Source organism: Stenotrophomonas sp. OVS01A (assembly GCF_019969775.1).
GTDB classification, from domain to species: Bacteria; Pseudomonadota; Gammaproteobacteria; order Xanthomonadales; family Xanthomonadaceae; genus Stenotrophomonas; species Stenotrophomonas indicatrix.
The window spans coordinates 213,097-232,875 of the sequence record NZ_JAHXYV010000006.1; the positions used below are offsets into that span (position 1 = coordinate 213,097).

21 protein-coding genes are annotated in these 19,779 nt (G+C 66.6%); 8 read left to right on the forward strand and 13 right to left on the reverse strand.

What is annotated here, in order from left to right; genetic code table 11:
- Nucleotides 1-107: 107 nt before the first annotated feature.
- The 3 genes from LC407_RS18155 to folB all read right to left on the reverse strand — a co-directional run bounded on the left by LC407_RS18155 (nt 108) and on the right by folB (nt 4,127).
- Nucleotides 108-2,282: a glycoside hydrolase family 3 N-terminal domain-containing protein gene (locus tag LC407_RS18155; RefSeq protein ID WP_080150739.1), complete on the reverse strand. Its 2,175-nt coding sequence runs from the start codon at nt 2,280-2,282 to the stop codon at nt 108-110.
- A 128-nt stretch (nt 2,283-2,410) separates the two neighbouring features.
- Nucleotides 2,411-3,682 carry a mechanosensitive ion channel domain-containing protein gene (locus LC407_RS18160; protein WP_223483355.1) on the reverse strand — a complete coding sequence of 424 codons (1,272 nt, stop codon included), beginning with the start codon at nt 3,680-3,682 and terminating at the stop codon, nt 2,411-2,413.
- 91 nt (nt 3,683-3,773) lie between these two features.
- On the reverse strand, nt 3,774-4,127 hold the full coding sequence (gene folB, locus LC407_RS18165) for a dihydroneopterin aldolase (protein WP_025878255.1): 354 nt from the start codon (nt 4,125-4,127) through the stop codon (nt 3,774-3,776).
- A 365-nt stretch (nt 4,128-4,492) separates the two neighbouring features.
- Here folB and LC407_RS18170 point away from each other — a divergent pair, with 365 nt between their 5' ends.
- On the forward strand, nt 4,493-5,152 hold the full coding sequence (locus LC407_RS18170; RefSeq protein ID WP_223483364.1) for a hypothetical protein: 660 nt from the start codon (nt 4,493-4,495) through the stop codon (nt 5,150-5,152).
- 41 nt (nt 5,153-5,193) lie between these two features.
- Here the strand turns inward: LC407_RS18170 and tsaD are convergent, their stop codons facing one another.
- Entirely contained in the window at nt 5,194-6,219 is a 1,026-nt protein-coding gene (gene tsaD / locus LC407_RS18175) for a tRNA (adenosine(37)-N6)-threonylcarbamoyltransferase complex transferase subunit TsaD (protein WP_049468546.1), read from the reverse strand.
- Between the two features lie 166 nt (nt 6,220-6,385).
- Here tsaD and rpsU point away from each other — a divergent pair, with 166 nt between their 5' ends.
- The 6 genes from rpsU (at nt 6,386) to LC407_RS18205 (ending at nt 11,582) form a co-directional block, all read left to right on the forward strand.
- Nucleotides 6,386-6,601, forward strand: coding sequence for a 30S ribosomal protein S21 (gene rpsU / locus LC407_RS18180; protein ID WP_002808376.1), 216 nt, complete (start codon nt 6,386-6,388; stop codon nt 6,599-6,601).
- A gap of 133 nt (nt 6,602-6,734) precedes the next feature.
- On the forward strand, nt 6,735-7,178 hold the full coding sequence (locus tag LC407_RS18185; protein ID WP_032975623.1) for a GatB/YqeY domain-containing protein: 444 nt from the start codon (nt 6,735-6,737) through the stop codon (nt 7,176-7,178).
- Between the two features lie 105 nt (nt 7,179-7,283).
- On the forward strand, nt 7,284-8,243 hold the full coding sequence (locus tag LC407_RS18190; RefSeq protein WP_059065748.1) for a YihY/virulence factor BrkB family protein: 960 nt from the start codon (nt 7,284-7,286) through the stop codon (nt 8,241-8,243).
- Nucleotides 8,244-8,303: 60 nt separating this feature from the next.
- Entirely contained in the window at nt 8,304-10,043 is a 1,740-nt protein-coding gene (gene dnaG, locus LC407_RS18195; RefSeq protein ID WP_223483356.1) for a DNA primase, read from the forward strand.
- Nucleotides 10,044-10,069: 26 nt separating this feature from the next.
- Nucleotides 10,070-10,570 carry a protein tyrosine phosphatase family protein gene (locus tag LC407_RS18200; protein ID WP_025878280.1) on the forward strand — a complete coding sequence of 167 codons (501 nt, stop codon included), beginning with the start codon at nt 10,070-10,072 and terminating at the stop codon, nt 10,568-10,570.
- Between the two features lie 40 nt (nt 10,571-10,610).
- On the forward strand, nt 10,611-11,582 hold the full coding sequence (locus LC407_RS18205; RefSeq protein WP_025878282.1) for a bile acid:sodium symporter family protein: 972 nt from the start codon (nt 10,611-10,613) through the stop codon (nt 11,580-11,582).
- 142 nt (nt 11,583-11,724) lie between these two features.
- Here LC407_RS18205 and cyoE read toward each other — a convergent pair whose 3' ends face one another.
- Genes cyoE through LC407_RS18225 form a run of 4 tightly spaced genes read right to left on the reverse strand, consistent with a single transcriptional unit; the run spans nt 11,725 to nt 15,133 of the window.
- Nucleotides 11,725-12,618, reverse strand: coding sequence for a heme o synthase (gene cyoE / locus LC407_RS18210; protein ID WP_025878284.1), 894 nt, complete (start codon nt 12,616-12,618; stop codon nt 11,725-11,727).
- Nucleotides 12,619-12,622: 4 nt separating this feature from the next.
- A complete protein-coding gene (locus LC407_RS18215) occupies nt 12,623-13,786 on the reverse strand; it encodes a COX15/CtaA family protein (protein WP_025878285.1) in 1,164 nt (387 codons plus the stop codon).
- Between the two features lie 10 nt (nt 13,787-13,796).
- Entirely contained in the window at nt 13,797-14,366 is a 570-nt protein-coding gene (locus tag LC407_RS18220) for a hypothetical protein (RefSeq protein WP_033830168.1), read from the reverse strand.
- Nucleotides 14,367-14,416: 50 nt separating this feature from the next.
- The gene (locus LC407_RS18225) at nt 14,417-15,133 is read right to left on the reverse strand and encodes an SURF1 family protein (protein WP_223483357.1); all 717 of its coding nucleotides are present in this window, start codon (nt 15,131-15,133) and stop codon (nt 14,417-14,419) included.
- A gap of 57 nt (nt 15,134-15,190) precedes the next feature.
- Here LC407_RS18225 and LC407_RS18230 point away from each other — a divergent pair, with 57 nt between their 5' ends.
- Nucleotides 15,191-15,409 (forward strand): twin transmembrane helix small protein, encoded by a 219-nt coding sequence (locus tag LC407_RS18230; protein WP_010484233.1) that lies wholly within the window; start codon nt 15,191-15,193, stop codon nt 15,407-15,409.
- Nucleotides 15,410-15,462: 53 nt separating this feature from the next.
- On the opposite strand, the gene LC407_RS18235 is transcribed toward LC407_RS18230, so the two are convergent.
- The 5 genes from LC407_RS18235 to coxB form a co-directional block, all read right to left on the reverse strand.
- On the reverse strand, nt 15,463-16,338 hold the full coding sequence (locus LC407_RS18235) for a cytochrome c oxidase subunit 3 (protein WP_025878291.1): 876 nt from the start codon (nt 16,336-16,338) through the stop codon (nt 15,463-15,465).
- A 14-nt stretch (nt 16,339-16,352) separates the two neighbouring features.
- On the reverse strand, nt 16,353-16,943 hold the full coding sequence (locus LC407_RS18240; RefSeq protein ID WP_025878292.1) for a cytochrome c oxidase assembly protein: 591 nt from the start codon (nt 16,941-16,943) through the stop codon (nt 16,353-16,355).
- Nucleotides 16,940-17,137 (reverse strand): hypothetical protein, encoded by a 198-nt coding sequence (locus tag LC407_RS18245; RefSeq protein WP_154879164.1) that lies wholly within the window; start codon nt 17,135-17,137, stop codon nt 16,940-16,942. Before LC407_RS18245 ends, LC407_RS18240 begins: the two co-directional genes overlap by 4 nt.
- Before the next feature lie 8 nt (nt 17,138-17,145).
- The gene (gene ctaD / locus LC407_RS18250) at nt 17,146-18,753 is read right to left on the reverse strand and encodes a cytochrome c oxidase subunit I (RefSeq protein ID WP_025878294.1); all 1,608 of its coding nucleotides are present in this window, start codon (nt 18,751-18,753) and stop codon (nt 17,146-17,148) included.
- Nucleotides 18,754-18,814: 61 nt separating this feature from the next.
- The gene (gene coxB / locus LC407_RS18255; RefSeq protein ID WP_080150749.1) at nt 18,815-19,771 is read right to left on the reverse strand and encodes a cytochrome c oxidase subunit II; all 957 of its coding nucleotides are present in this window, start codon (nt 19,769-19,771) and stop codon (nt 18,815-18,817) included.
- Nucleotides 19,772-19,779: the final 8 nt, after the last annotated feature.

Below are 19,779 nucleotides of genomic sequence, written 5' to 3' on the forward strand. Positions count from 1 at the left end.
GTAGCGCCGGGCCGTGCCCGGCGTGTTCGCCATGGGTGAGGACGCCGGGCATGGCCCGGCGCTACTCATTGCCAGTAGATCCACGCCATGCGTGGATGCTCTACCGATCAGGCCTTCAGCAGTTCGAACTGCACCGCGTCACCAGCCATCGACGAGGCGCACACCCACACGTCGAACAGGCCCGGCTCGGCACGCAGCACGCCGTCGCGGCCGGTGAATGCCAGCTGTTCACGGGTCAGGGTGAACACCACCTCGGCCGACTCGCCCGGCTGCAGGGCCACCTTGCGGAAGTCCTTCAGCTCGCGCACCGGCCGCACGCGGCTGGCCACGCGGTCGTGGATGTACAGCTGCACCACTTCCTCGCCGGCCACGCTGCCGGTATTGGTCAGCGTGGTGGTCACGGTCAGGGTGTCGTCCCAGCCGACGCGCGCAGTGCTCAGCTGCGGCACGCCGTAGGCGAAGGTGGTGTAGCCGATGCCATGGCCGAACGGGTACAACGGCTCGTTCGGAATCTCGCGCCAGCGTGCCTTGAATTCCGACATCGTCGGCAGTTCCGGGCGACCGGTGCGCGGGTGGTTGTAGAAGTACGGCTGCTGGCCGGACACCTGCGGGAAGCTGACCGGCAGGCGGCCGGAGGGGCTGTAATCGCCGAACAGCACATCGGCCACGGCATGGCCGGTCTGCGTGCCCAGGTACCAGGTGATCGCAACGGCATGCGCATTGCGCACCGCGCCCTGCAGGGCCAGCGCGCGACCATTGCGCAGCAGCACCACCAGCGGCTTGCCGGTCATCGCCACCGCTTCGGCCAGCGCCTGCTGTGCCGGCGGCAGGGTAATCTCCACGCGCGACTGCGCCTCGCCGCTGTAACGCTGCGGCTCACCCAGCGCCAGCACCACCACGTCGGCGCGCAGCGCAGCGGCCACGGCCGCCTCGGTGCCACCGGCAATGGCGGCTTCCAGTTCGCATCCCGGCACCACTTCCAGCAGCGCGTCATCGCCGATGGCCGCACGCACGCCGGTTTCCAGATCCACGTAGCGCTGCTTGTCGCCGAACAGCGTCCAGCAGCCTTCGATGTTGTCGCGGTCCTGCACGAACGGGCCGATCAGCGCGATCTTCTGCCCGTTCTTCTGCAGCGGCAGCACGTTGTCGCGGTTGTTCAGCAGCACGATCGAACGGCGCGCGGCATCGCGCGACAGTTCGTCATGGGCGTCGATATGGGAGGTATCGGCTTCGCGCGCCGGGTCCAGCGAACGGTACGGGTCGTCGAACAGGCCGATGGCTTCCTTCAGCCACAGGATGCGGCGCACGCCTTCATCCAGCACGCTCATCGGCACCTCGCCGCTCTCCACCAGGCCCGGCAGGTGCTCGGCGTAGAAGCCGCTCTGCATGCTCAGGTCGAGGCCGGCGGTGAACGCCTTGGCGGTGGCATCGCGGTCGTCGGCGGCATAACCGTGCGCGACCAGTTCCATGTCGGCGGTGTAGTCGGAGATCACCACGCCCGGGAACTTCCATTCACCGCGCAGGATGTCGGTCAGCAGCTCGGCGTTGGCGCTGGCCGGCACGCCGTTGATGTCGTTGAACGAGGACATCACGGTGATCGCGCCAGCGTCGAAGGCCGCCTTGAACGGCGGCAGGTGCACATCGCGCAGGGTCTGCGGCGAGATGTCCACCATGTTGTATTCCATGCCGGCCATCACCGCGCCGTAGGCGGCAAAGTGCTTGGGCGTGGCCAGCAGCGAGTCGGCGGCCCGCAGGTCGCTGCCCTGGAAGCCACGCACGCGGGCAGCGGCGAAGGCACAGCCCAGTACCACGTCCTCACCGGCACCTTCGGCACCGCGGCCCCAGCGCTGGTCACGGGCGATGTCCACTGCCGGTGCGTAGGTCCAGTGCAGGCCGGCAGCGGTAGCTTCAACCGCAGTGGCGCGCGCGGTGCGCTCGGCCAGGTCCGGCTCGAAGCTGGCGGCCTCGCCCAGCGGAATCGGGAACACCGTGCGCATGCCGTGGATGACGTCGGCCGCCAGGATCACCGGGATGCCCAGGCGGCTCTCCTCGGTGGCGACCTGCTGGATGCGGCGGCCGAGCTCGGCGCCGACACCGTTGAACAGCGAGCCGACCTTGCCCTCGCGCACCTGCTGCAGCACCTGGTCGGCATTGCGCACGTTGGCTTCCGGGTTCACGTCCGGGGCGAACGGGCGGACCATGTCCGCGAAGACACCCAGCTGGCCGACTTTTTCCTCGACGGTCATCTGGGCAATGAGGGATTCGATGCGATCGGAGGCCACCGGCAGTCCTTGATGAAAACGTTTACAAGCCCGGCATTCTAGCGATCCCGGACGATTTGGCGAGAGGTTTCGTCATTCAGTTTCAGCCACCAGCCGGATCCGTACGGTCCGGCCGGGGGCATCGCAGCTTACTCCGAGCCGGCCAACTGGCGCTGCCCGGCCATCAACATCGCGTCGCTGGACGCCTGGAACACCCGCAGGCCAAAGGCCGGCAGGATCGCCAGCAGGTGGTCGAAGATGTCCGACTGCACCGCCTCGTATTCGCCCCAGGCGGTGCTGCGGGTGAAGCAGTACAGCTCCAGCGGCAGGCCTTCGGTGGTCGGCTGCAGCTGGCGCACCAGCAGGGTCATATCGGTATGGATGCCCGGATGGCTGGCCAGATAGCGCTCCACGTAGGCGCGGAAGGTGCCCAGGTTGGTCACCCGGCGGCTGTTGACCTCGGCCACGCCCTGCTCGCGCAGGCGCCCGTTCCACTGGCCCAGCTCCTGCTGCTTGCCGCGCAGGTAGTCGCCCAGCAGGGCGAACTGGCCGAGGAAGGCCAGGTCCTGTTCCTCCATGAAACGCACGCTGTGCTGGTCCAGGAACAGCGCGCGCTTGATCCGGCGGCCACCGGCCTCCTGCATGCCGCGCCAGTTCTTGAACGACTCGGTCACCAGCTTCTTGGTCGGGATGGTGGTGATGGTCTTGTCGAAGTTCTGCACCGTCACCGTATGCAGGGCGATATCGATGACATCGCCGTCGGCATTCTGGCTGGGCATCTCGATCCAGTCGCCGATACGGATACGCCCATCACCACTGATCTGCACGCTGGCCACCAGCGACAGGATGGTGTCCTGGAAGATCAGCATCAGTACTGCGGTGGCCGCGCCCAGGCCGGTGACCAGGTAGCGCAGGTCGACACCGGCGAGGGTGGCAACGATCGACAGCCCGGCGATCACGAAGATGATGATCTTGGCGACCTGCAGGTACCCCTTGATCGGCTTGTTGCGCGCCTCGGGGCGACGTTCGTACAGGTCGTTGGCCGCATCCAGCGCATGCGAGAACGCCATCGACACGGTCAGTACCGCCCACACGATGCACAGCTTGATGATGACGTTGACCAGGCTTGGCGGCAGGTCGGGAATGAGGGTGATGCCCGAGGCGATAACCTGGCTGGGCACCACGTTGGACAGCCGCGAAATGACCCGCATCAGATGGCTGCCACGCCCGGACTCGGCGCCCGGCAGGCGCTGCAGCAGGCGACGCAGGCCGCGCAGCAGGATGCGCTTGGTCACCCAGTTGGCCAGGCCGGCGGCAACCAGCAGCGCCGAGATCATCAACGCCAGGTAGGCGCCAGGATAGGGTTCCAGTGTGTTCTGCAGCTTTTCCAGCCACTGTACCGCCACCACTGCGTCCACCATCGGTTGTCTCCTTCTTCATTGCTGTTGAGGTTGCCGGCCAGCGGCCGGCACTACCGGGGGTTGCCAGCCGACGGCCGGCATTACCGGAGTGTCAGTCCCGCGAGCGTTCGATGATCACGCCGACCGCACGTGCACCGCGCACCGCCCCGGGCTTGCTCAGCTTCAGGCGCAGCCACTTCACGTCGAACTCGTCCAGCACGATCTGCGCGCAGCGCTCGGCCAGGGTCTCCACCAGGCCGAATTCCGATTCGCGCACGAACTGCTCCAGGCGCTTGCTGACCGCCTTGTAGTTCAGGGTATGGGCAATGTCATCGCTGGCGGCCGGGCGACGGTTGTCGAACCCCATCTCCAGATCGAACACTAGGTCCTGGCGGATCCGCCGCTCCCAATCGTAGATGCCGATCAGGGCGTCGATCGTCAGCCCTTCGATGAAAACCTTGTCCATTGCGGTTACCAGCCGGAAAACAGGCGGCCATGGTAACGGGACGGCAGTGAGCCTGCCCGGAACGGAGGCGGGTCGCCGGGCATTCGCAAGGTCTGGAAAAGACAAAGGGCCCTGCTAGCGGGGCCCTTTGGTACTACCGTTTTGTCCCCGGGGGGAGCTTTCTCAAGCCGCGGGTCCCGGTGGCGCAGGCACTGAGGTTAGGCAAGGACCCAATCGCCGGTCAAGGCCAATTGCGACAAAGCAACTCACGGAATTCGTCCGAGCCGAAACACAGGAAATCGGTCACGCAGGCAACGGCGTTCCCCGATGGTGATCGCCGCCGTCTCTGGCCAGCATCGACCCTTCCTTCACCACCGCACATCACGATGGCTGCATACGATGCATTGAGGCGCGCTCTGTCAGCGGAGCGCCTGTCGACCTACGAGAGAATTGCATCGGCCTGCAGCCCGGGTGTCACCGCCGAATCCCTGTACCTGTGGAACATGCGGATGTGCGGTGCGCTGATGATGCCGGTGCATCTGTGCGAAGTTGTCATCCGCAACGCAGCCGCATCGGCGCTGGCCCGGCAACATGGGCCTCGATGGCCGTGGAATGATGCCTTCCGACGCAGGTTGCCGGCATCTTCATCCGCTTCGGCGAGAACCGCACTGGAACTGGTAACCGGCCGTACCACCGACACGCCCGAGATCGTCGCCAACCTGCCGATGGTTTTCTGGCAGCAGCTCTTCACCTGCCGCTTCGACGCTTCGCTGTGGATACCAGCGCTCAGCGGCGTTCTACGCCATGCGCCTTCGGCCCATCCCAGTGTCACCAGGAAAGCCATCCACGCAGATATCGGACGCATCCGCCACCTGCGCAACCGCATCGCCCGCCACGAACCGATCCTTGAGCGCGACATCGGCGCCGACCTGGCCGCGATCGGGCGGCTGATCCACGCCCGGTGCCCACACACGCTGGCATGGCTGCAGCGCCATGAACGGGCGACGACGGTATTGGCGGCGTCGCCGTTGGCAGGGCGTCCATAATGCGTCCGCCGGGCATGGCCCGGCGCTACCGGTTGCGGGGCTCACACCGCCGGCAGCGTCGCCATGTCCCAACGCGGGGTGACGTCCACCTTCGGGGGGCTGTGCTGGCCCGCCAGCAGGCGCAGCGCGCCGGCGAAGGCGATCATCGCGCCGTTGTCGGTGCACAACGCCGGCCGCGGGAAGCAGGCGCGGCCGCCGAGGCGCTCGGCCATCTGCTGCAGGCGGGCGCGCAGGCGCTTGTTCGCACCCACGCCGCCGGCCACCACGATCACATTGGTGCCGGCCGCTTCCAGCGCGCGTTCGCACTTGATGCACAGGGTCTCGACCACGGCGTCTTCAAAGCCACGGGCGATGTCGGCGCGGGTCTGCTCGCTCTGGTCGCTGTCGCGCCAGGCCATCAGGACCTGGGTCTTCAGGCCGGAGAAGCTGAAATCCAGGCCGGGGCGGTCGGTCATCGGCCGCGTGAAGCGGTAGACGCCCGGCGTGCCCTGCTCGGCCAGCGCGGCCAGCTGCGGCCCGCCCGGGTACGGCAGGCCCATCATCTTGGCGGTCTTGTCGAAGGCTTCGCCTGCGGCGTCGTCCAGGGTTTCGCCCAGCAACCGGTACTGGCCGATGGCATCGACGGCCACCAGCTGGGTATGGCCACCGGACACCAGCAGCGCCACGAACGGGGCCTGCGGCGGATCGTCTTCCATCAGCGGCGCCAACAGGTGACCTTCCATGTGGTGCACACCCACGGCGGGAACCTCCAGCGCCCAGGCCAGCGACCGGGCCACGCCGGCACCCACCAGCAGCGCCCCTACCAAGCCGGGGCCGGCGGTGTAGGCCACCCCGTCGATGTCGTTCACGCCAAGCCCGGCCTCGGCCAGCGTCTGACGGATCAACGGCAGCAGCTTGCGCACGTGGTCACGGCTGGCCAGTTCAGGCACCACACCGCCGTACTCGGCGTGCAGGGCGATCTGGCTGTAAACCGCATGGGCGCGCAGGGCAGCGCTGCCGGCCAGGTCGGTGTCATACACCGCCACGCCGGTCTCGTCACAGGAAGATTCGATGCCAAGGACTCGCATGCCTGCTATTATGACGCCCCTGCCAACCCCTCGGGGAACTGGCAGGCCTCACTGCAATCCAACAACTTGCCCCTATTCAGGATTTGTGGCTTGCAGTTTGTTTATTCGCCACTATAATGTGCGGCTCGCCGGGCGTGACCCGGTTCTACTGTGTCCCGGAGATTCCATGCCCAGCGTCAAAGTCCGCGAGAACGAACCCTTTGAGTTTGCTCTTCGCCGCTTCAAGCGCACTTGCGAAAAGGCCGGTGTGCTGGCCGAAACCCGCAAGCGCGAGTTCTACGAAAAGCCGACCCAGGAGCGCAAGCGCAAGGCCGCCGCTGCTGTGAAGCGTCAGCTGCGCCGCTCGTCGCGCGACGTTACCAAGCGTCAGCGCCTGTACTGATCGGACGCATCTTCATTGCGGTGGGCATTCCCTGCCGCGATGGAGTCGAAGCCGGCACGCGCGAGCGTCGCCGGCTTTTTGCGTTTCCGGGCCCGGGCATCCGCCCTGCCCCACTACCACCACGAGGTTCGTCATGAGCATGAAGCAGCAGCTCACCGAAGACATGAAGGCCGCCATGAAGGGCGGCGAGAAGCACAAGCTGGGCGTCATCCGCCTGATCAACGCCGCCATCAAGCAGAAGGAAGTCGACGAGCGCATCGAGCTCGACGACACCGCCGTGATCGCCGTGCTCGACAAGATGGTCAAGCAGCGCAAGGACTCGGTCAGCCAGTTTGAAGCGGCCAACCGCGAAGACCTGGCGGCAATCGAGCGCGCCGAAATCGTGGTGATCGAAGCCTACCTGCCGGCCAAGATGGGCGAAGCCGAGATTGTCGCGGCCATCCAGGCAGCCATCGCCGAGACCGGCGCCAGCAGCGCGGCCGACATGGGCAAGCTGATGGGCGCGCTGAAGCCCAAGCTGGCCGGCCAGGCCGACATGGGCCTGGTGTCCAAGCTGGTCAAGCAGGCGCTGTCGTAAGCGACGCCTGACCCGGGTCCCTTCCGCACTGCGAAGGGACTCCGGGACGCGCTCCTGCGCACCTGCTTCACCGCGTCTTCGACGTGGTGCTGCTACAACTCCGGCATGGTTGATCCAACGTCCCACGCCCCCGAAGACAGCGCGCCGCACGGCGGCCCCGCGTCCCTGCACAAGTACATCAAGCGCCTGCAGGACAGTTTCCCGATGGCCGTCGTCAAGCGCTTCGTCGAAATCGACGTGCTGACCCAGGCCGCCTCGGTTTCCTTCTATGCCCTGCTGTCGATGGCGCCGCTGCTGGTGCTGCTGCTGTGGCTGACCGCCTCGCTGTATCCGCCGGCACAGCAGGCCCTGGTCGACCAGATCAGCTCTGTGGCCGGCAGCAGTGCCGCGACCGTGGCCGAAACCGTGCTGAAGAATGCCGACAACCAGCCCGACGTCGGATCGCTGGCCGGGCTGTGGAGCACGCTGCTGCTGTTCGTTGGCGCCACTGCGGTGTTTGCCCAGTTGCAGAACGCACTGAACCTGATCTTCCGCACCAGCGGCGAACGCCTGGAGGGCATCAAGGCGTGGCTGCGCAAACGCGTGTTCTCCTTCGGCGTGGTGCTGGCGCTGGGCTTCCTGCTGATCCTGTCGATGACCGCCACCACCGTGCTGCAGGTGGCCTTTGCGCAGCTGCCCTCGATCCTGCCGGCCATCGGCTACCTGACCAGCCTGCTGCTGTACGCGGTCGGCTTCGCCTTCATGTATCACTACCTGCCGGACCGGCGCGTGGCGTGGCGCCAGGCCTTCATCGGCGGCCTCATCACCTCGGCGCTGTTCGCGCTCGGCCGCTATGGCATCGGCGTGTACATCGCCACCGTCGCACCGGGCAGCGCTTACGGCTCGATGGGTGCGCTGGTGATCTCGCTGGTCTGGATCTACTACGCCACCGTGGTCTTCTTCGTCGGCGCGCTGATGACCGCGGTGATCGATGAACGCCTGCGCGCACGCCATCATCTGCTCGCTGCCGGCATCGACCCTGGCACTGCGGCGAACGCGCCCGGGAACGTGGCCGGCAAGGGGTAAACTAGGGGGACTGACTTCCCCCCTTCCGCGTGGCTGCCGCCGCGCCCTGCCTCGTTGCCCATGGCCCGTATCCCCGACGCTTTCATCGACGACCTGCTGGCCCGCTCCGACATCGTCGAGGTGGTGGGCAGCCGCGTGCCGTTGAAGCGCCAGGGCAAGGAGTACGCCGCGCGCTGCCCGTTCCATGACGAACGGTCGGCCTCGTTCACCGTCTCGCCGACCAAGCAGTTCTATCACTGCTTCGGCTGCGGCGCGCACGGCACGGCCATCAGCTTCCTGATGAACTACGACCGCCTCGAGTTCCTCGACGCGGTGGATGAACTGGCCAAGCGTGCCGGCATGGAAGTGCCGCGCAGCGAGAATCCGCGCAGCGCCCAGCAGCAGGATGACAGTCGCGAGCTGTATTCGGCGCTGGACGCGGCAACCAGGTTCTTCCAGAAGAACCTTGAGGGCAGCGAGAAAGCCCGCAGCTACCTCGATGGCCGCGGCGTGGATGAAGAGAACCGCGCGCGCTTCCAGATCGGCTATGCACCTGATGGCTACAGCGGCCTGCGCGACGCACTGGGCAAGGACGAGCGGCGGATGAAGCTGCTCGACCGCGCTGGCCTGTTCTCCAAGAACGACCGCGGCCACGTCTACGACAAGTTCCGCGACCGGGTGATGTTCCCGATCTTCGACCGCCGTGGCCGGGTGATCGCCTTCGGCGGGCGCGTGTTCGAGAAGGATGACGGCCCCAAGTACCTCAACTCGCCCGAGACCGCGCTGTTCCACAAGGGCCGCGAGCTGTACGGCCTGTGGCAGGTGCGCCAGGCCAACCAGAAGATCGAGCGCTTGATCGTGGTCGAGGGCTACATGGACGTGGTCTCGCTGTTCCAGTTCGGCGTCACCCAGGCAGTGGCGACGCTGGGCACGGCAACCACGCCGGACCATGCCGAGCTGCTGTTCCGCAACGCGCCGGACGTGTTCTTCTGCTTCGATGGCGACGCCGCCGGCCGCCGCGCCGGCTGGAAGGCGCTGGAATCGGTGCTGCCACGCATGAAGGACGGCCGCCAGGCCTTCTTCCTGTTCCTGCCCGACGGCGAAGACCCGGACAGCATCGTGCGCAAGGAAGGCGCCGAGGCCTTCGACGAACGCCTGAAGCAGGCCACGCCGCTGTCGCAGTTCTTCTTCGACGAGCTGACCCGCGAGATCAACCTGGGCACGCTGGATGGCAAGGCACGGCTGGCCGAGCGCGCCAAGCCGATGCTGGCGCAGATTCCCGATGGTGCCTTCGGCGACCTGATGAAGCAGCAGTTGGCACAGCTGACCGGCCTGGGCGGCAACGCGCAGGCGGGCCGGCCGCAGATGCCGCAACGCGCCGCTCCGCGCACGATCCAGCCGGCGGCCAAGCGCAGCCTGGTGCGTGGCGCGATCGCCGTCCTGCTGCAGCAGCCGTCGCTGGCCCTGACCCTGGGCGGCAAGCACCACTTCCAGGGCCTGCGCCTGCCGGGCGTTGAGCTGCTGCTGGAATTGCTGGGGCTGGTCGAACAGCGCCCGGACATCAGTACCGGCGCCCTGCTGGAGCATTTCGACGGCCGCGAAGAACAGGCCTCGCTGCACACCTTGGCCGCGCAGACGCTGGCGGGCGATGAAGCGATGTGGACGGTGGAACTGCATGACGCGGTCGGCCAGCTGGAGAAGCAGCTGCTGTTCCAGCGGATCGACGACCTCAACGCCAAGCAGCGACAACAGGGTCTGGACGATACTGACAAGTACGAGATGCGCGAGCTGCTGAAGGCGCGCGCCAATCTGCGCCTGTAGCGGCAGAACACATCCCCGGAGAGAGCATGCTGCTGCGCCTGACCTGCCTGCTGTTGTTGTCGCTCTGCCCGATCCTGCCGGCCTGGGCTGCGGACCCTGTTCTTGCTGAAGTCCGCCCCGGCCTCTACGCCGGTGGCCAGCCCACGGCCGCGCAACTGCACGAACTGGCTGCCCAAGGCGTGCGCACGGTAATCGACCTGCGCCAACCCGATGAAGATCGCGGCTTTGATGAAACACGCGAGGCCGAAGCGCTCGGCCTGCGCTATGTGCGCATCCCGGTAGCCGGCGCCGAGGGCCTGGATGCCACCAACCTGCGCGCCGTGCACCAGGCGCTGCAGCAGAGCCAGGGGCCGGTGCTGCTGCACTGCGCTTCCGGCAACCGCGCCGGTGCCGTGCTCGGCCTGGTCAACGCACGCTACGAACACGCCAGCCCGGAACAGGCGCTGCAACTGGGCCAGCGAGCCGGCCTGAAGTCGTTGGAAGCGGCCACCCGCGAGCGTCTGGCGATCCCTTCTCCCACCCCCTGATTCCCGGGGTAATCCCCCCGCACCAAGGAGCCCATCCACCATGACCCGCTGGTGGTCGCGCCTGCGACCGGACAACTTCACCCTCGCCCTGCTGTGCACCGTCGGCCTGGCCTCGCTGCTGCCGATGAAAGGCGCCGCCGCCCTGGTGCTCGACGATGTCACCACCGTCGCCATCGCCGCACTGTTCTTCCTGCACGGCGCGCGCCTGCCGCGCGAATCGATCATCGGCGGCATGCTGCACTGGCGCCTGCACCTGACGATCCTCGCCTGCACCTTCATCCTGTTCCCGCTGCTGGGGCTGTTGTTCAAGCCGTTGTCCGGCTGGCTGCTGACGCCTGAGCTGTACCTGGGCGTGCTGTTCCTGTGCACCCTGCCCTCCACCGTGCAGTCGTCCATCGCGTTCACCTCGATGGCGCGCGGCAACGTGCCTGCGGCCGTGTGCAGTGCTTCGCTGTCGAGCATCCTCGGCGTGTTCCTCACGCCCCTGCTGCTGACCGCGCTGGCCGGTACCTCCGGCGGCGTGCACGACCCGCTGCATGCCATCGGCGGCATCATGCTGCAGCTGCTGGTGCCGTTCGTGGCCGGCCACCTGCTGCGCCCGTGGATCGCCGGCTGGGTTGAGAGGCAGCGCGCGCTGCTGCGCTACACCGACCAGGCCACGATCCTGCTGGTGGTGTACTCGGCGTTCGGCGAAGCGGTTACCGAGGGGTTGTGGAGCAAGACGCCGCTGCTGTCGCTGTTCGCGGTGGCGGTGGTGGCGGCGGTACTGCTGGGCATCGCCATGCCGCTGATCACCTTCATCGCCCGCCGCCTGCGCTTCAACCGCGAAGACGAGATCGCCATCGTGTTCTGCGGCTCGAAGAAGAGCCTGGCCACCGGCGTTCCGATCGCCAAGGTGCTGTTCGCCGGTGGCAGCCTCGGCGCGATCGTGCTGCCGGTGATGATCTATCACCAGATCCAGCTGATCGTCTGCGGCGTGATCGCGCAACGGTATGCCAAGCGCGCGCCCTGACCTGTGGAACATCGCCGGGCATGGCCCGGCGCTACCGGGCGCGGTGGTAGCGCCGGGCCATGCCCGGCGGCGTCACCCCGTCACAACCAGGGCAGTGGATGTTCCACAGGTAGCGCCGGGCCATGCCCGGCGGATCCAGCCGTCACAACCAGGGCAGGATCCAGTGGTCCACCAGCAGGAAGGCGAACAGCGCCATCAGGTAGACGATGGAGTAACTGAACATCTTCATCGAGAACAGCTCGTCCGGCGGGTTGAGCATGCGCCAGGCGTACCAGAGGAACACGGCGTTGAGCACGATCGCCCCACCCAGGTAGAACACTCCGCTCATGCCAACCAGGTACGGCAGCAGGCAGACCAGCGCCAGCACCACCGAGTACGCCATGATCTGCTTACGCGTGTGCACCACGCCATGGGTGACCGGCAGCATCGGGATTTCCGCCTTGGCGTAATCCTCGCGACGGAAGATCGCCAGCGCCCAGAAGTGCGGCGGCGTCCAGATGAAGATGATCAGCACCAGCAGCGACGAGTACGCCCAGTCCGACTGCCCCTGCATGCCGGTTACCGCCGCCCACCCCAGCATCGGCGGCATCGCACCGGCCAGACCACCGATGACGATGTTCTGCGAGGTCGCACGTTTCAGGTAGACGGTGTAGATCACCGCATAACCGATCAGCGAGGCGAAGGTCAGCACCGCGGTGATCCAGTTCACCCACAGCACCAGGATCGCCATCGACAGCACGATCAGCACGCCGGCGAATACCAGCACCTGCCACGGCTTGACCTTGCCCACCACCAGCGGACGCCACGAGGTGCGCGCCATCTGCGCGTCGATGTGCGCATCCAGCAGCTGGTTGATGGCTGCAGCGGCGGACGCGGCAAGCCAGATGCCGAGGAAGCCGAGCAGGCCGGCACGCACCTGCTCCCAGCTGGGCACGCCGGGAATGGCCAGGACCATGCCGACCAGGGCGGTGAAGACGATAAGGGCAACGACCTTGGGCTTGGTCAGGTCCCAGTACTGGCGATAGTTGGAAAACATGGGATCAGTCCGGGGCACGCAGGCGGGCCAGCAGGCTGACCAATACAAACAACAGGGCAACGGCAACGCCGTTGTGCGCCACTGCCACTTCCAGCGGCAGCGCCAGCTTCACGTTGAGGATGCCGAGGGTGACCTGCAGCACCAGCAGCGCGACCAGGGCCGAAGCCCAGCCGCGCATGCTCGGCAGCCGGAACAGGCGCAGGCCCAGCCACAGCAGGTAAACGGCAACGACGATGGCAAACAGGCGATGGGCCATCTGGATGGCGATGCGCGAGGCCCCGTCGAGCACGCCGCCTTCGTAGTCCACGCCGATACCGCGCCACAGGGTGAAGCCCTCGGCGAAGTTGTGCTGCGGCCACCACTGGTTGGCACAGCGCGGGAAGTTGTCCAGCGAGGCGCTGCCGCCGCCGCACGCCAGCGCCGCGTAGTTGGCGCTGACCCAGCCACCGAGCGCGATCTGGGTGACCAGCACCGCCACGCCAATGCGCAGCAGCCACTTCAGCTTCGGCGCCTCAGCCAGGGTGATCGGCATGTGCGTGGCACGCCAGGCCATCCACACCAGCAGGCCGAACATCAGCATGCCGCCCAGCAGATGACCCATCACCACGATCGGCTTGAGCAGCAGGGTCACCGTCCACATGCCCAGCAGCGCCTGGAAGATCACCACCGCCAATGTCAGCAGCGCAGCGCGCGCCAGGTCGATGTTGCTCCAGCGCAGCGCCGCGATCAGCAGGATGGCCTCGCCGACCAGCGCCAGTGCGCTGGCGGTTCCATGCCAGCCCATCATGTACAGCGGTATGCCCGCGGCCACCAGCACGCAGGCGGTGACCACCGCCGTGCTTCCGAAACGCCGCTTGCGCGTGGCCAGCAGGGCCAGGGTCAGGATCTCGATGCCGAGCGCGCCGGCCAGGAAGCGGTGCACCTGCTCACGCCAGGCCTTGTGTGTTTCCAGCGGACGGATCTCCGCTGCCGGGTGGCCGATGGTCTCTTCCACGTGCTGCGGCCAGGTCGCCTGCCCATAGCAGGTCGGCCAGTCCGGGCAGCTCAGGCCGGCATCGGACAGGCGCACGAAGGCACCGAACATGATCGTGCTCGCGGTCATGATCATGGCGAACCACGCCAGGCGGTGGAAATTGCGGTGCAGCGCCGGACGCGCGGAAAGGCTCATCAAACGGGACTCACTTCAGTTTCAGCAACGTGGCCATGTCCTTGCGCAGACCGCCGAGATCGCTCCCGGGGGCATGACGCATGATCACGAAGCCGTTCGGATCGATCACGTAGACCGGCAGACCCGCCGGATCATCGACGCCAGGCAGCGCCGCGCGCAGGGCTGGCGACGGGGCCAGCGGCCGCAGCGCGGGCAGCGAGGCGATCGACGCCGGTGGCGTTCCCAGCCACAGGATCTCGACATTATCGGCGTTATGGCCGAACAGCTGCCACACCTTGCCCAGTCCCTGCGACAAAGTGACGCACTGCGCGTCGCAGGCTCCGGCCGGGGCCACCAACAGGCGCCATGTGCGCGCCTCGGGGTTCCAGGGGTAGGCCGCGCCATTGGCCAGCGTCGGCGGTTGCTGGCGCAGATCCACCGGCGGCTTCAGCAATTGCCCTGCATTGCGGTGCGCGGTTGGCTGCCAGCCGGAGAAACGCAGGAGGGCGGCCAGCGCCATCGCCCCGAAGAAAACGGCGAACAGCAGCACCAGGGTCCGGCGGCCGTTGCCGCGCGCCTGCGGGGAGGTAGCAGTGTTCATGCAGGGCATTTTCTCATGGTTGGGAAAGGGATGCCGGCCAGCGGCCGGCACTACCGGGCAACGGGCCGTCTTCCGCGCCACTCCAGTACCAGCGCCACCACCAGCACGGTCAGCGCCAGCCCGAACCACTGCACGGCGTAACCCAGGTGGCGCTGCGGCGGCAGCGTGTTCGGCAGCAGGTCGAGATCGCGCTCATCGCCGAACGGCAGCGCCGGGTCCAGCCGCAGCACGCGCTCGGGCAACGATGGCAGGCCCAGTGCCGCAGCCAGGCCATCGGCGGGAAGGCGACTGGCCAGCCAGCGCCCTGCAACATCGGTGGTAGTGAACGCCGGCCCCAGCGCCAGCCCGGACGAAGGGGGCGGCGCCAACAGGCCTCGCACGGCCACCGGCGACGGCGGTGCCGGCACCACCGGCAACCTGCGGTCCGGCGGCAGCGCGCGCCAGCCAAGGTCCACCAGCAACACGCTGCCCGCATCGCTGCGGAACGGACGATAGATCTTTACTCCGGCGCGGCCGTGGCGGGTCTGGTTGTCCAGCAGCACCACGCCCGGCAGGAAGCGACCGTGATCGGCCACGCCATGCAGCGCGCCCTGCGCCGCCAGCGCCTGCGCCAACGGCAGCGCCTGCGCCACGGCTGGCCCCTGTGCATCCAGCAACGCCTGCTTGGCCTGCATCCGCTGCAGCTGCCACAGCCCCAGCGCGGTGAATCCGGCCATCGCCAGCAACGCCATCAGCCAGCCGATCAGGCGCGTGTGCTGGCGCATCATGACAAGTCCGCGCAAACGCGGTCAGATAGGCACATCCACCCTGCCCTCGAGCCGCGCATGAGTGATTCGCTGAAGACCCTGCTGGTAATCGCGTTTCTGATCGTCATCGTCTGGAATCTGGGCGCCGGCCTGTATTACCTTCTGGTGGACCGCGGCCAGACCAAGCGCACGGTCAATGCACTGACCCGCCGCATCGGAGTGTCGGTGGCGTTGATCGTACTGGTGATCGTCAGCATCTACATGGGCTGGATCAAACCGCACGGCATCGGCGGCTGACGCCCCATCAGGCCAGGCAGCGCCGGCGGCTGACGCTGCCGACGCCTGCGCGGTCAAAGCACGTAGACGAACAGGAACAGCATCAGCCACACCACGTCGACGAAGTGCCAGTACCACGCGGCCGCTTCAAAGCCGAAATGGTTGTCGCGGGTGAAGTGTCCCTTCGCCGACCGCAGCCACATCACGATCAGCATGATCGTTCCCAGCAGCACGTGTGCGCCGTGGAAGCCGGTCAGCATGAAGAAAGTCGAACCGTAGATGCCCGAGCCGAGCGTCAGGTTCAATTCCTTGTAGGCGTGGATGTACTCCTCGGCCTGCAGGGTCAGGAAGCCCAAGCCGAGCAGCACGGTCAGGCCCAGCCAGATCAACAGCTGGCGGCGGTTGCCCGCCTTCAGCGCATGGTGGGCGATGGTCAGGGTCACGCCCGAGGTCAGCAGGATCAGCGTATTGATCAGCGGCAGGCCCCAGGCCGGGATCGTCTGGAACGCGCCACCGATCGCTGCCGGGCCATTGGTCGGCCAGCCGGCCGAGTAGCCCTGCCACAGCAGCTCGTTGGTCATCACCCCGCGCCCTTCGCCGCTCAACCACGACAGGCCGAGGTGGCGGGTGTAGAACAGCGCACCGAAGAAGGCACCGAAGAACATCACTTCGGAGAAGATGAACCAGACCATCCCCATCCGGAACGAACCATCCACCTGCCGGTTGTAGTTGCCGGCCTGCGACTCGCGCACCACATCGCTGAACCACCAGAACAGGGTCAGCACCAGCATCGCCACGCCGATGTAGAACGTCCAGCGGCCCCAGCTGGCGTCATTGAGCCAGCTGGCCACGCCGACCATGGTCACCATCATCGCGATGGAACCGACGAACGGCCACTTGCTCTGGGCCGGGACGAAGTACACGTTGGCGTCGGTAGGTGTCTGGGCCATGGTCGGTATCCGGGTCAGGGAGCAGCGTGGGCGCCTTCCGACGTGGCGGCGGGCGCCAGCCGATCGGACAACGCATCGTTGCGGTAGAAGGTGTAGGACAAGGTGATCGTGCGGATTTCCGGCGGCAGGTCCGGATCGACGATGAAGCGCACCGGCATGTCACGCTTCTCGCCGGCCTGCAGGGTCTGCGCGGTGAAGCAGAAGCACTCGGTCTTGCTGAAGAACCCGGACGCGCGTGCCGGCGCCACCGACGGCACCGCGCTGCCGACCACGGCCTGCTGGCTGTCGTTGCGGGCGAAGTACAGCGCCTCGTTGAGCTCGCCAGGCACCACATCCATGGTCAGCTGCTCGGGATGGAACGACCACGGCAGCCGCGAATTGACGCCACCATCGAATTCCACCCGCACGGTGCGCTTGCCGGTGGCAGCACCGGTACTGGCTTCGCTGCCCGGGCCACGTTCCAGGCGCACGCCGAATACCTTCTCGCAGGCGATGCGATACAGCGGTACCAGCGAGAACGTCAGCAGGAACACCACCACCGCAACGCCGATCAGGCGCGGCAGGCCGGCGCTGCGTGACGGAGCGGTGGCCGGTGTTTCGCTCATCGACCGATCACGCCGCTGAGGATGAAGCCGACGTACACCAGCACGGCGATCGCGCCCACCCACAACGCGGTGCGCTTGGCGCGCTGGCGCTGCTCCGCATAAAGCGGCGCGGTGCCTGGCCGCTGGCCTGTCGATGCGCTTGCGGCCACGCGTGGCTCGGCTCTGGCCGGGGTGATCGGGCTCTCGTTATGCATGCACCACCTCAATGACCGATATCGTCGTGGGCCAGGTCACCCGGGCGGATGGTCGGCGGCGTGGTGAAGGTGTGCGCCGGTGCCGGCGACGGCAGCGTCCACTCCAGACCGCGCGCGCCTTCCCAGGAGCGGGCCTCGGCCTTCTCGCCGTTGCGCAGCGAGGACAGCAGGATCGCAGCCATCATGAACGGCGTGGCGAACATGCCGAACGCACCGATCGAGCTGATCAGGTTCCAGTCGGCGAACGCCACCGAGTAATCGGGGATGCGGCGCGGCATGCCGGCCAGGCCCAGGAAATGCTGCGGGAAGAACAGCAGGTTGACGAACACGATCGACCACCAGAAGTGCACCTTGGCCCACTTCTCGCTGTACATGCGCCCGGTCCACTTCGGCCACCAGTAGTACACCGCCGCGATCAGCGCGAACACCGCGCCGGTCACCAGCACGTAGTGGAAGTGGGCGACCACGAAGTAGGTGTCGTGATACTGGAAGTCGGCGGCCACGATCGCCAGCATCAGGCCGGAGAACCCACCAATGGTGAACAGGATGACGAACGCCACCGACCACAGCATGGGGGCTTCGAACGTCAGCGAACCGCGCCACATCGTGCTGACCCAGTTGAACACCTTCACCCCGGTCGGGATCGAGATCAGCATGGTGGCGAACATGAAGTAGATCTCACCGCCCAGCGGCATGCCCACGGTGAACATGTGGTGGGCCCAGACGATGAACGACAGGAACGCGATCGCCGCAGTGGCGTAGACCATCGCCTGGTAGCCGAACAGCGGCTTGCGGCTGAAGGTCGGGATGATCTCGCTGACCACGCCGAAGGCGGGCAGGATCATGATGTAGACCTCGGGATGGCCGAAGAACCAGAAGATGTGCTGGAACATCACCGGGTCACCACCACCGGCCGCATTGAAGAAGCTGGTGCCGAAGAACTTGTCGGTCAGCAGCATCGTCACCGCACCGGCCAGCACCGGCATCACCGCGATCAGCAGGAACGCGGTGATCAGCCAGGCCCAGCAGAAGATCGGCATCTTCAGCAGGTCGATGCCGGGCGCGCGCATGTTCAGCACCGTGGCGATGATGTTGATCGCGCCCATGATCGAACTGATGCCGGCCACGTGGATGGCGAACACGGTGAACGCCACGTTGTAGCCGCCCTGCAGCGACAGCGGCGGGTACAGCGTCCAGCCACCGGCCGGCGCGCCACCGGGCAGCAGGAAGGTCAGCAGCAGCAGGCTGAAGGCCACCGGCAGCAGCCAGAACGACCAGTTGTTCATGCGCGGCAGCGCCATGTCCGGCGCGCCGATCTGCAGTGGGATCATCCAGTTGGCCAGGCCGACGAAGGCCGGCATCACCCCGCCGAAGATCATCACCAGCGCGTGTACGGTGGTCAGCTGGTTGAAGATTTCCGGACGGATGTACTGGATGCCGGGCTGGGCCAGTTCCAGCCGGATCAGCACGCTCATGAACGCGCCGATGACGAACATGATGAAGCTGAAACCCAGGTACAGCGTGCCGATGTCCTTGTGGTTGGTCGAGAAGAACCAACGCTCGAAGAAGCTCTGCGGGTGATGGTGATCGTCGTGCCCAACTGCCGAGTGCGCCATTGCAAAACACCTCTCAGGATCGGTTGTCGCCGCAGCCGCAATACGGCCGCGGGCAGTTACATCAGGCTCCGCTGGCCGCCGCCGCAGGCGCGTTGCCGGCCTCGGCGGCTGCCGGTGCCGCCGGCTGCGCCGGCGTTGCACTGGCAGGTGCGGTGGGTTCGGCAGGCGCGGCAGGGGCTGCCGGTGCAGGCGCCGGTTTGCGCTGCGCCAGCCACTGCTTGAATTCTTCCTTGGACACCGCCTCGACCACGATCGGCATGAAGCCATGGTCCTTGCCGCACAGCTCCGCGCACTGGCCGCGGTAGACACCGGGCTGCTCGATGCTGGTCCAGGCTTCGTTGATGAAGCCGGGAATGGCGTCCTGTTTCCAGCCCAGCGCCGGCACCCACCAGGCGTGGATCACATCGTCGGAGGTGATGACGAAGCGCACCTTGGTGTCCACCGGCAGCACCAGCCGGTTGTCGACATCCAGCAGGTAGTGCGGATGGCTCTCGCGGGTCGGTACCTTGCCACTCTGCCGCATGCGGTCGGACTCGCGGTCCAGGCGGCTGGTGAAGGTCACGTTCTCGCCCAGGTACTCGTACTTCCACATCCACTGGTAGCCGGTGACCTTGACCGTCATCTCGGCATCGCGGGTGTCGTACATCTTGATCAGGTTGGCCGTGGCCGGCCACGCCATCACCACCAGGATGATCACCGGGATCACCGTCCAGATGACTTCGGCCTTGGTGTTGTGGCTGAAGGTGGCAGCGACCGCGCCCTTGGACTTGCGGAACTTGAACATCGCGTAGGCCATCGCGCCGAACACGATCACGCCGATCACCGTACAGACGATCAGCGAAAGGTTGTTCGATTCCCAGGCCAGGCGCGAGGTCTGGGTCACCCCCTTGCCCATGTTCAACTGCCACGGTTTTGGATCGGCCGCCTGGGCCAGCGCCGTCCCCGGCATCGACAGCAGGGCCCCCATCGCGGCGGCCATTGCAACGCACTTCGTGCCCCACCCTCTGCTTTGCTTCATTGCCTAGA

What these genes read in the sequence shown, in the direction of transcription:
- LC407_RS18200 (WP_025878280.1), top strand. Translation starts at nt 10,070, where the DNA reads ATGCTGCTGCGCCTGACCTGCCTGCTGTTGTTGTCGCTCTGCCCGATC.
- LC407_RS18240 (WP_025878292.1), bottom strand. Translation starts at nt 16,943, where the DNA reads ATGAGCGAAACACCGGCCACCGCTCCGTCACGCAGCGCCGGCCTGCCG.
- LC407_RS18190 (WP_059065748.1), top strand. Translation starts at nt 7,284, where the DNA reads ATGGTTGATCCAACGTCCCACGCCCCCGAAGACAGCGCGCCGCACGGC.
- dnaG (WP_223483356.1), top strand. Translation starts at nt 8,304, where the DNA reads ATGGCCCGTATCCCCGACGCTTTCATCGACGACCTGCTGGCCCGCTCC.
- rpsU (WP_002808376.1), top strand. Translation starts at nt 6,386, where the DNA reads ATGCCCAGCGTCAAAGTCCGCGAGAACGAACCCTTTGAGTTTGCTCTT.
- LC407_RS18220 (WP_033830168.1), bottom strand. Translation starts at nt 14,366, where the DNA reads ATGAACACTGCTACCTCCCCGCAGGCGCGCGGCAACGGCCGCCGGACC.
- LC407_RS18170 (WP_223483364.1), top strand. Translation starts at nt 4,493, where the DNA reads ATGGCTGCATACGATGCATTGAGGCGCGCTCTGTCAGCGGAGCGCCTG.
- ctaD (WP_025878294.1), bottom strand. Translation starts at nt 18,753, where the DNA reads ATGGCGCACTCGGCAGTTGGGCACGACGATCACCATCACCCGCAGAGC.
- LC407_RS18160 (WP_223483355.1), bottom strand. Translation starts at nt 3,682, where the DNA reads ATGGTGGACGCAGTGGTGGCGGTACAGTGGCTGGAAAAGCTGCAGAAC.
- folB (WP_025878255.1), bottom strand. Translation starts at nt 4,127, where the DNA reads ATGGACAAGGTTTTCATCGAAGGGCTGACGATCGACGCCCTGATCGGC.
- tsaD (WP_049468546.1), bottom strand. Translation starts at nt 6,219, where the DNA reads ATGCGAGTCCTTGGCATCGAATCTTCCTGTGACGAGACCGGCGTGGCG.
- LC407_RS18230 (WP_010484233.1), top strand. Translation starts at nt 15,191, where the DNA reads ATGAGTGATTCGCTGAAGACCCTGCTGGTAATCGCGTTTCTGATCGTC.
- LC407_RS18225 (WP_223483357.1), bottom strand. Translation starts at nt 15,133, where the DNA reads ATGATGCGCCAGCACACGCGCCTGATCGGCTGGCTGATGGCGTTGCTG.
- coxB (WP_080150749.1), bottom strand. Translation starts at nt 19,771, where the DNA reads ATGAAGCAAAGCAGAGGGTGGGGCACGAAGTGCGTTGCAATGGCCGCC.
- LC407_RS18245 (WP_154879164.1), bottom strand. Translation starts at nt 17,137, where the DNA reads ATGCATAACGAGAGCCCGATCACCCCGGCCAGAGCCGAGCCACGCGTG.
- cyoE (WP_025878284.1), bottom strand. Translation starts at nt 12,618, where the DNA reads ATGTTTTCCAACTATCGCCAGTACTGGGACCTGACCAAGCCCAAGGTC.
- LC407_RS18185 (WP_032975623.1), top strand. Translation starts at nt 6,735, where the DNA reads ATGAGCATGAAGCAGCAGCTCACCGAAGACATGAAGGCCGCCATGAAG.
- LC407_RS18205 (WP_025878282.1), top strand. Translation starts at nt 10,611, where the DNA reads ATGACCCGCTGGTGGTCGCGCCTGCGACCGGACAACTTCACCCTCGCC.
- LC407_RS18235 (WP_025878291.1), bottom strand. Translation starts at nt 16,338, where the DNA reads ATGGCCCAGACACCTACCGACGCCAACGTGTACTTCGTCCCGGCCCAG.
- LC407_RS18215 (WP_025878285.1), bottom strand. Translation starts at nt 13,786, where the DNA reads ATGAGCCTTTCCGCGCGTCCGGCGCTGCACCGCAATTTCCACCGCCTG.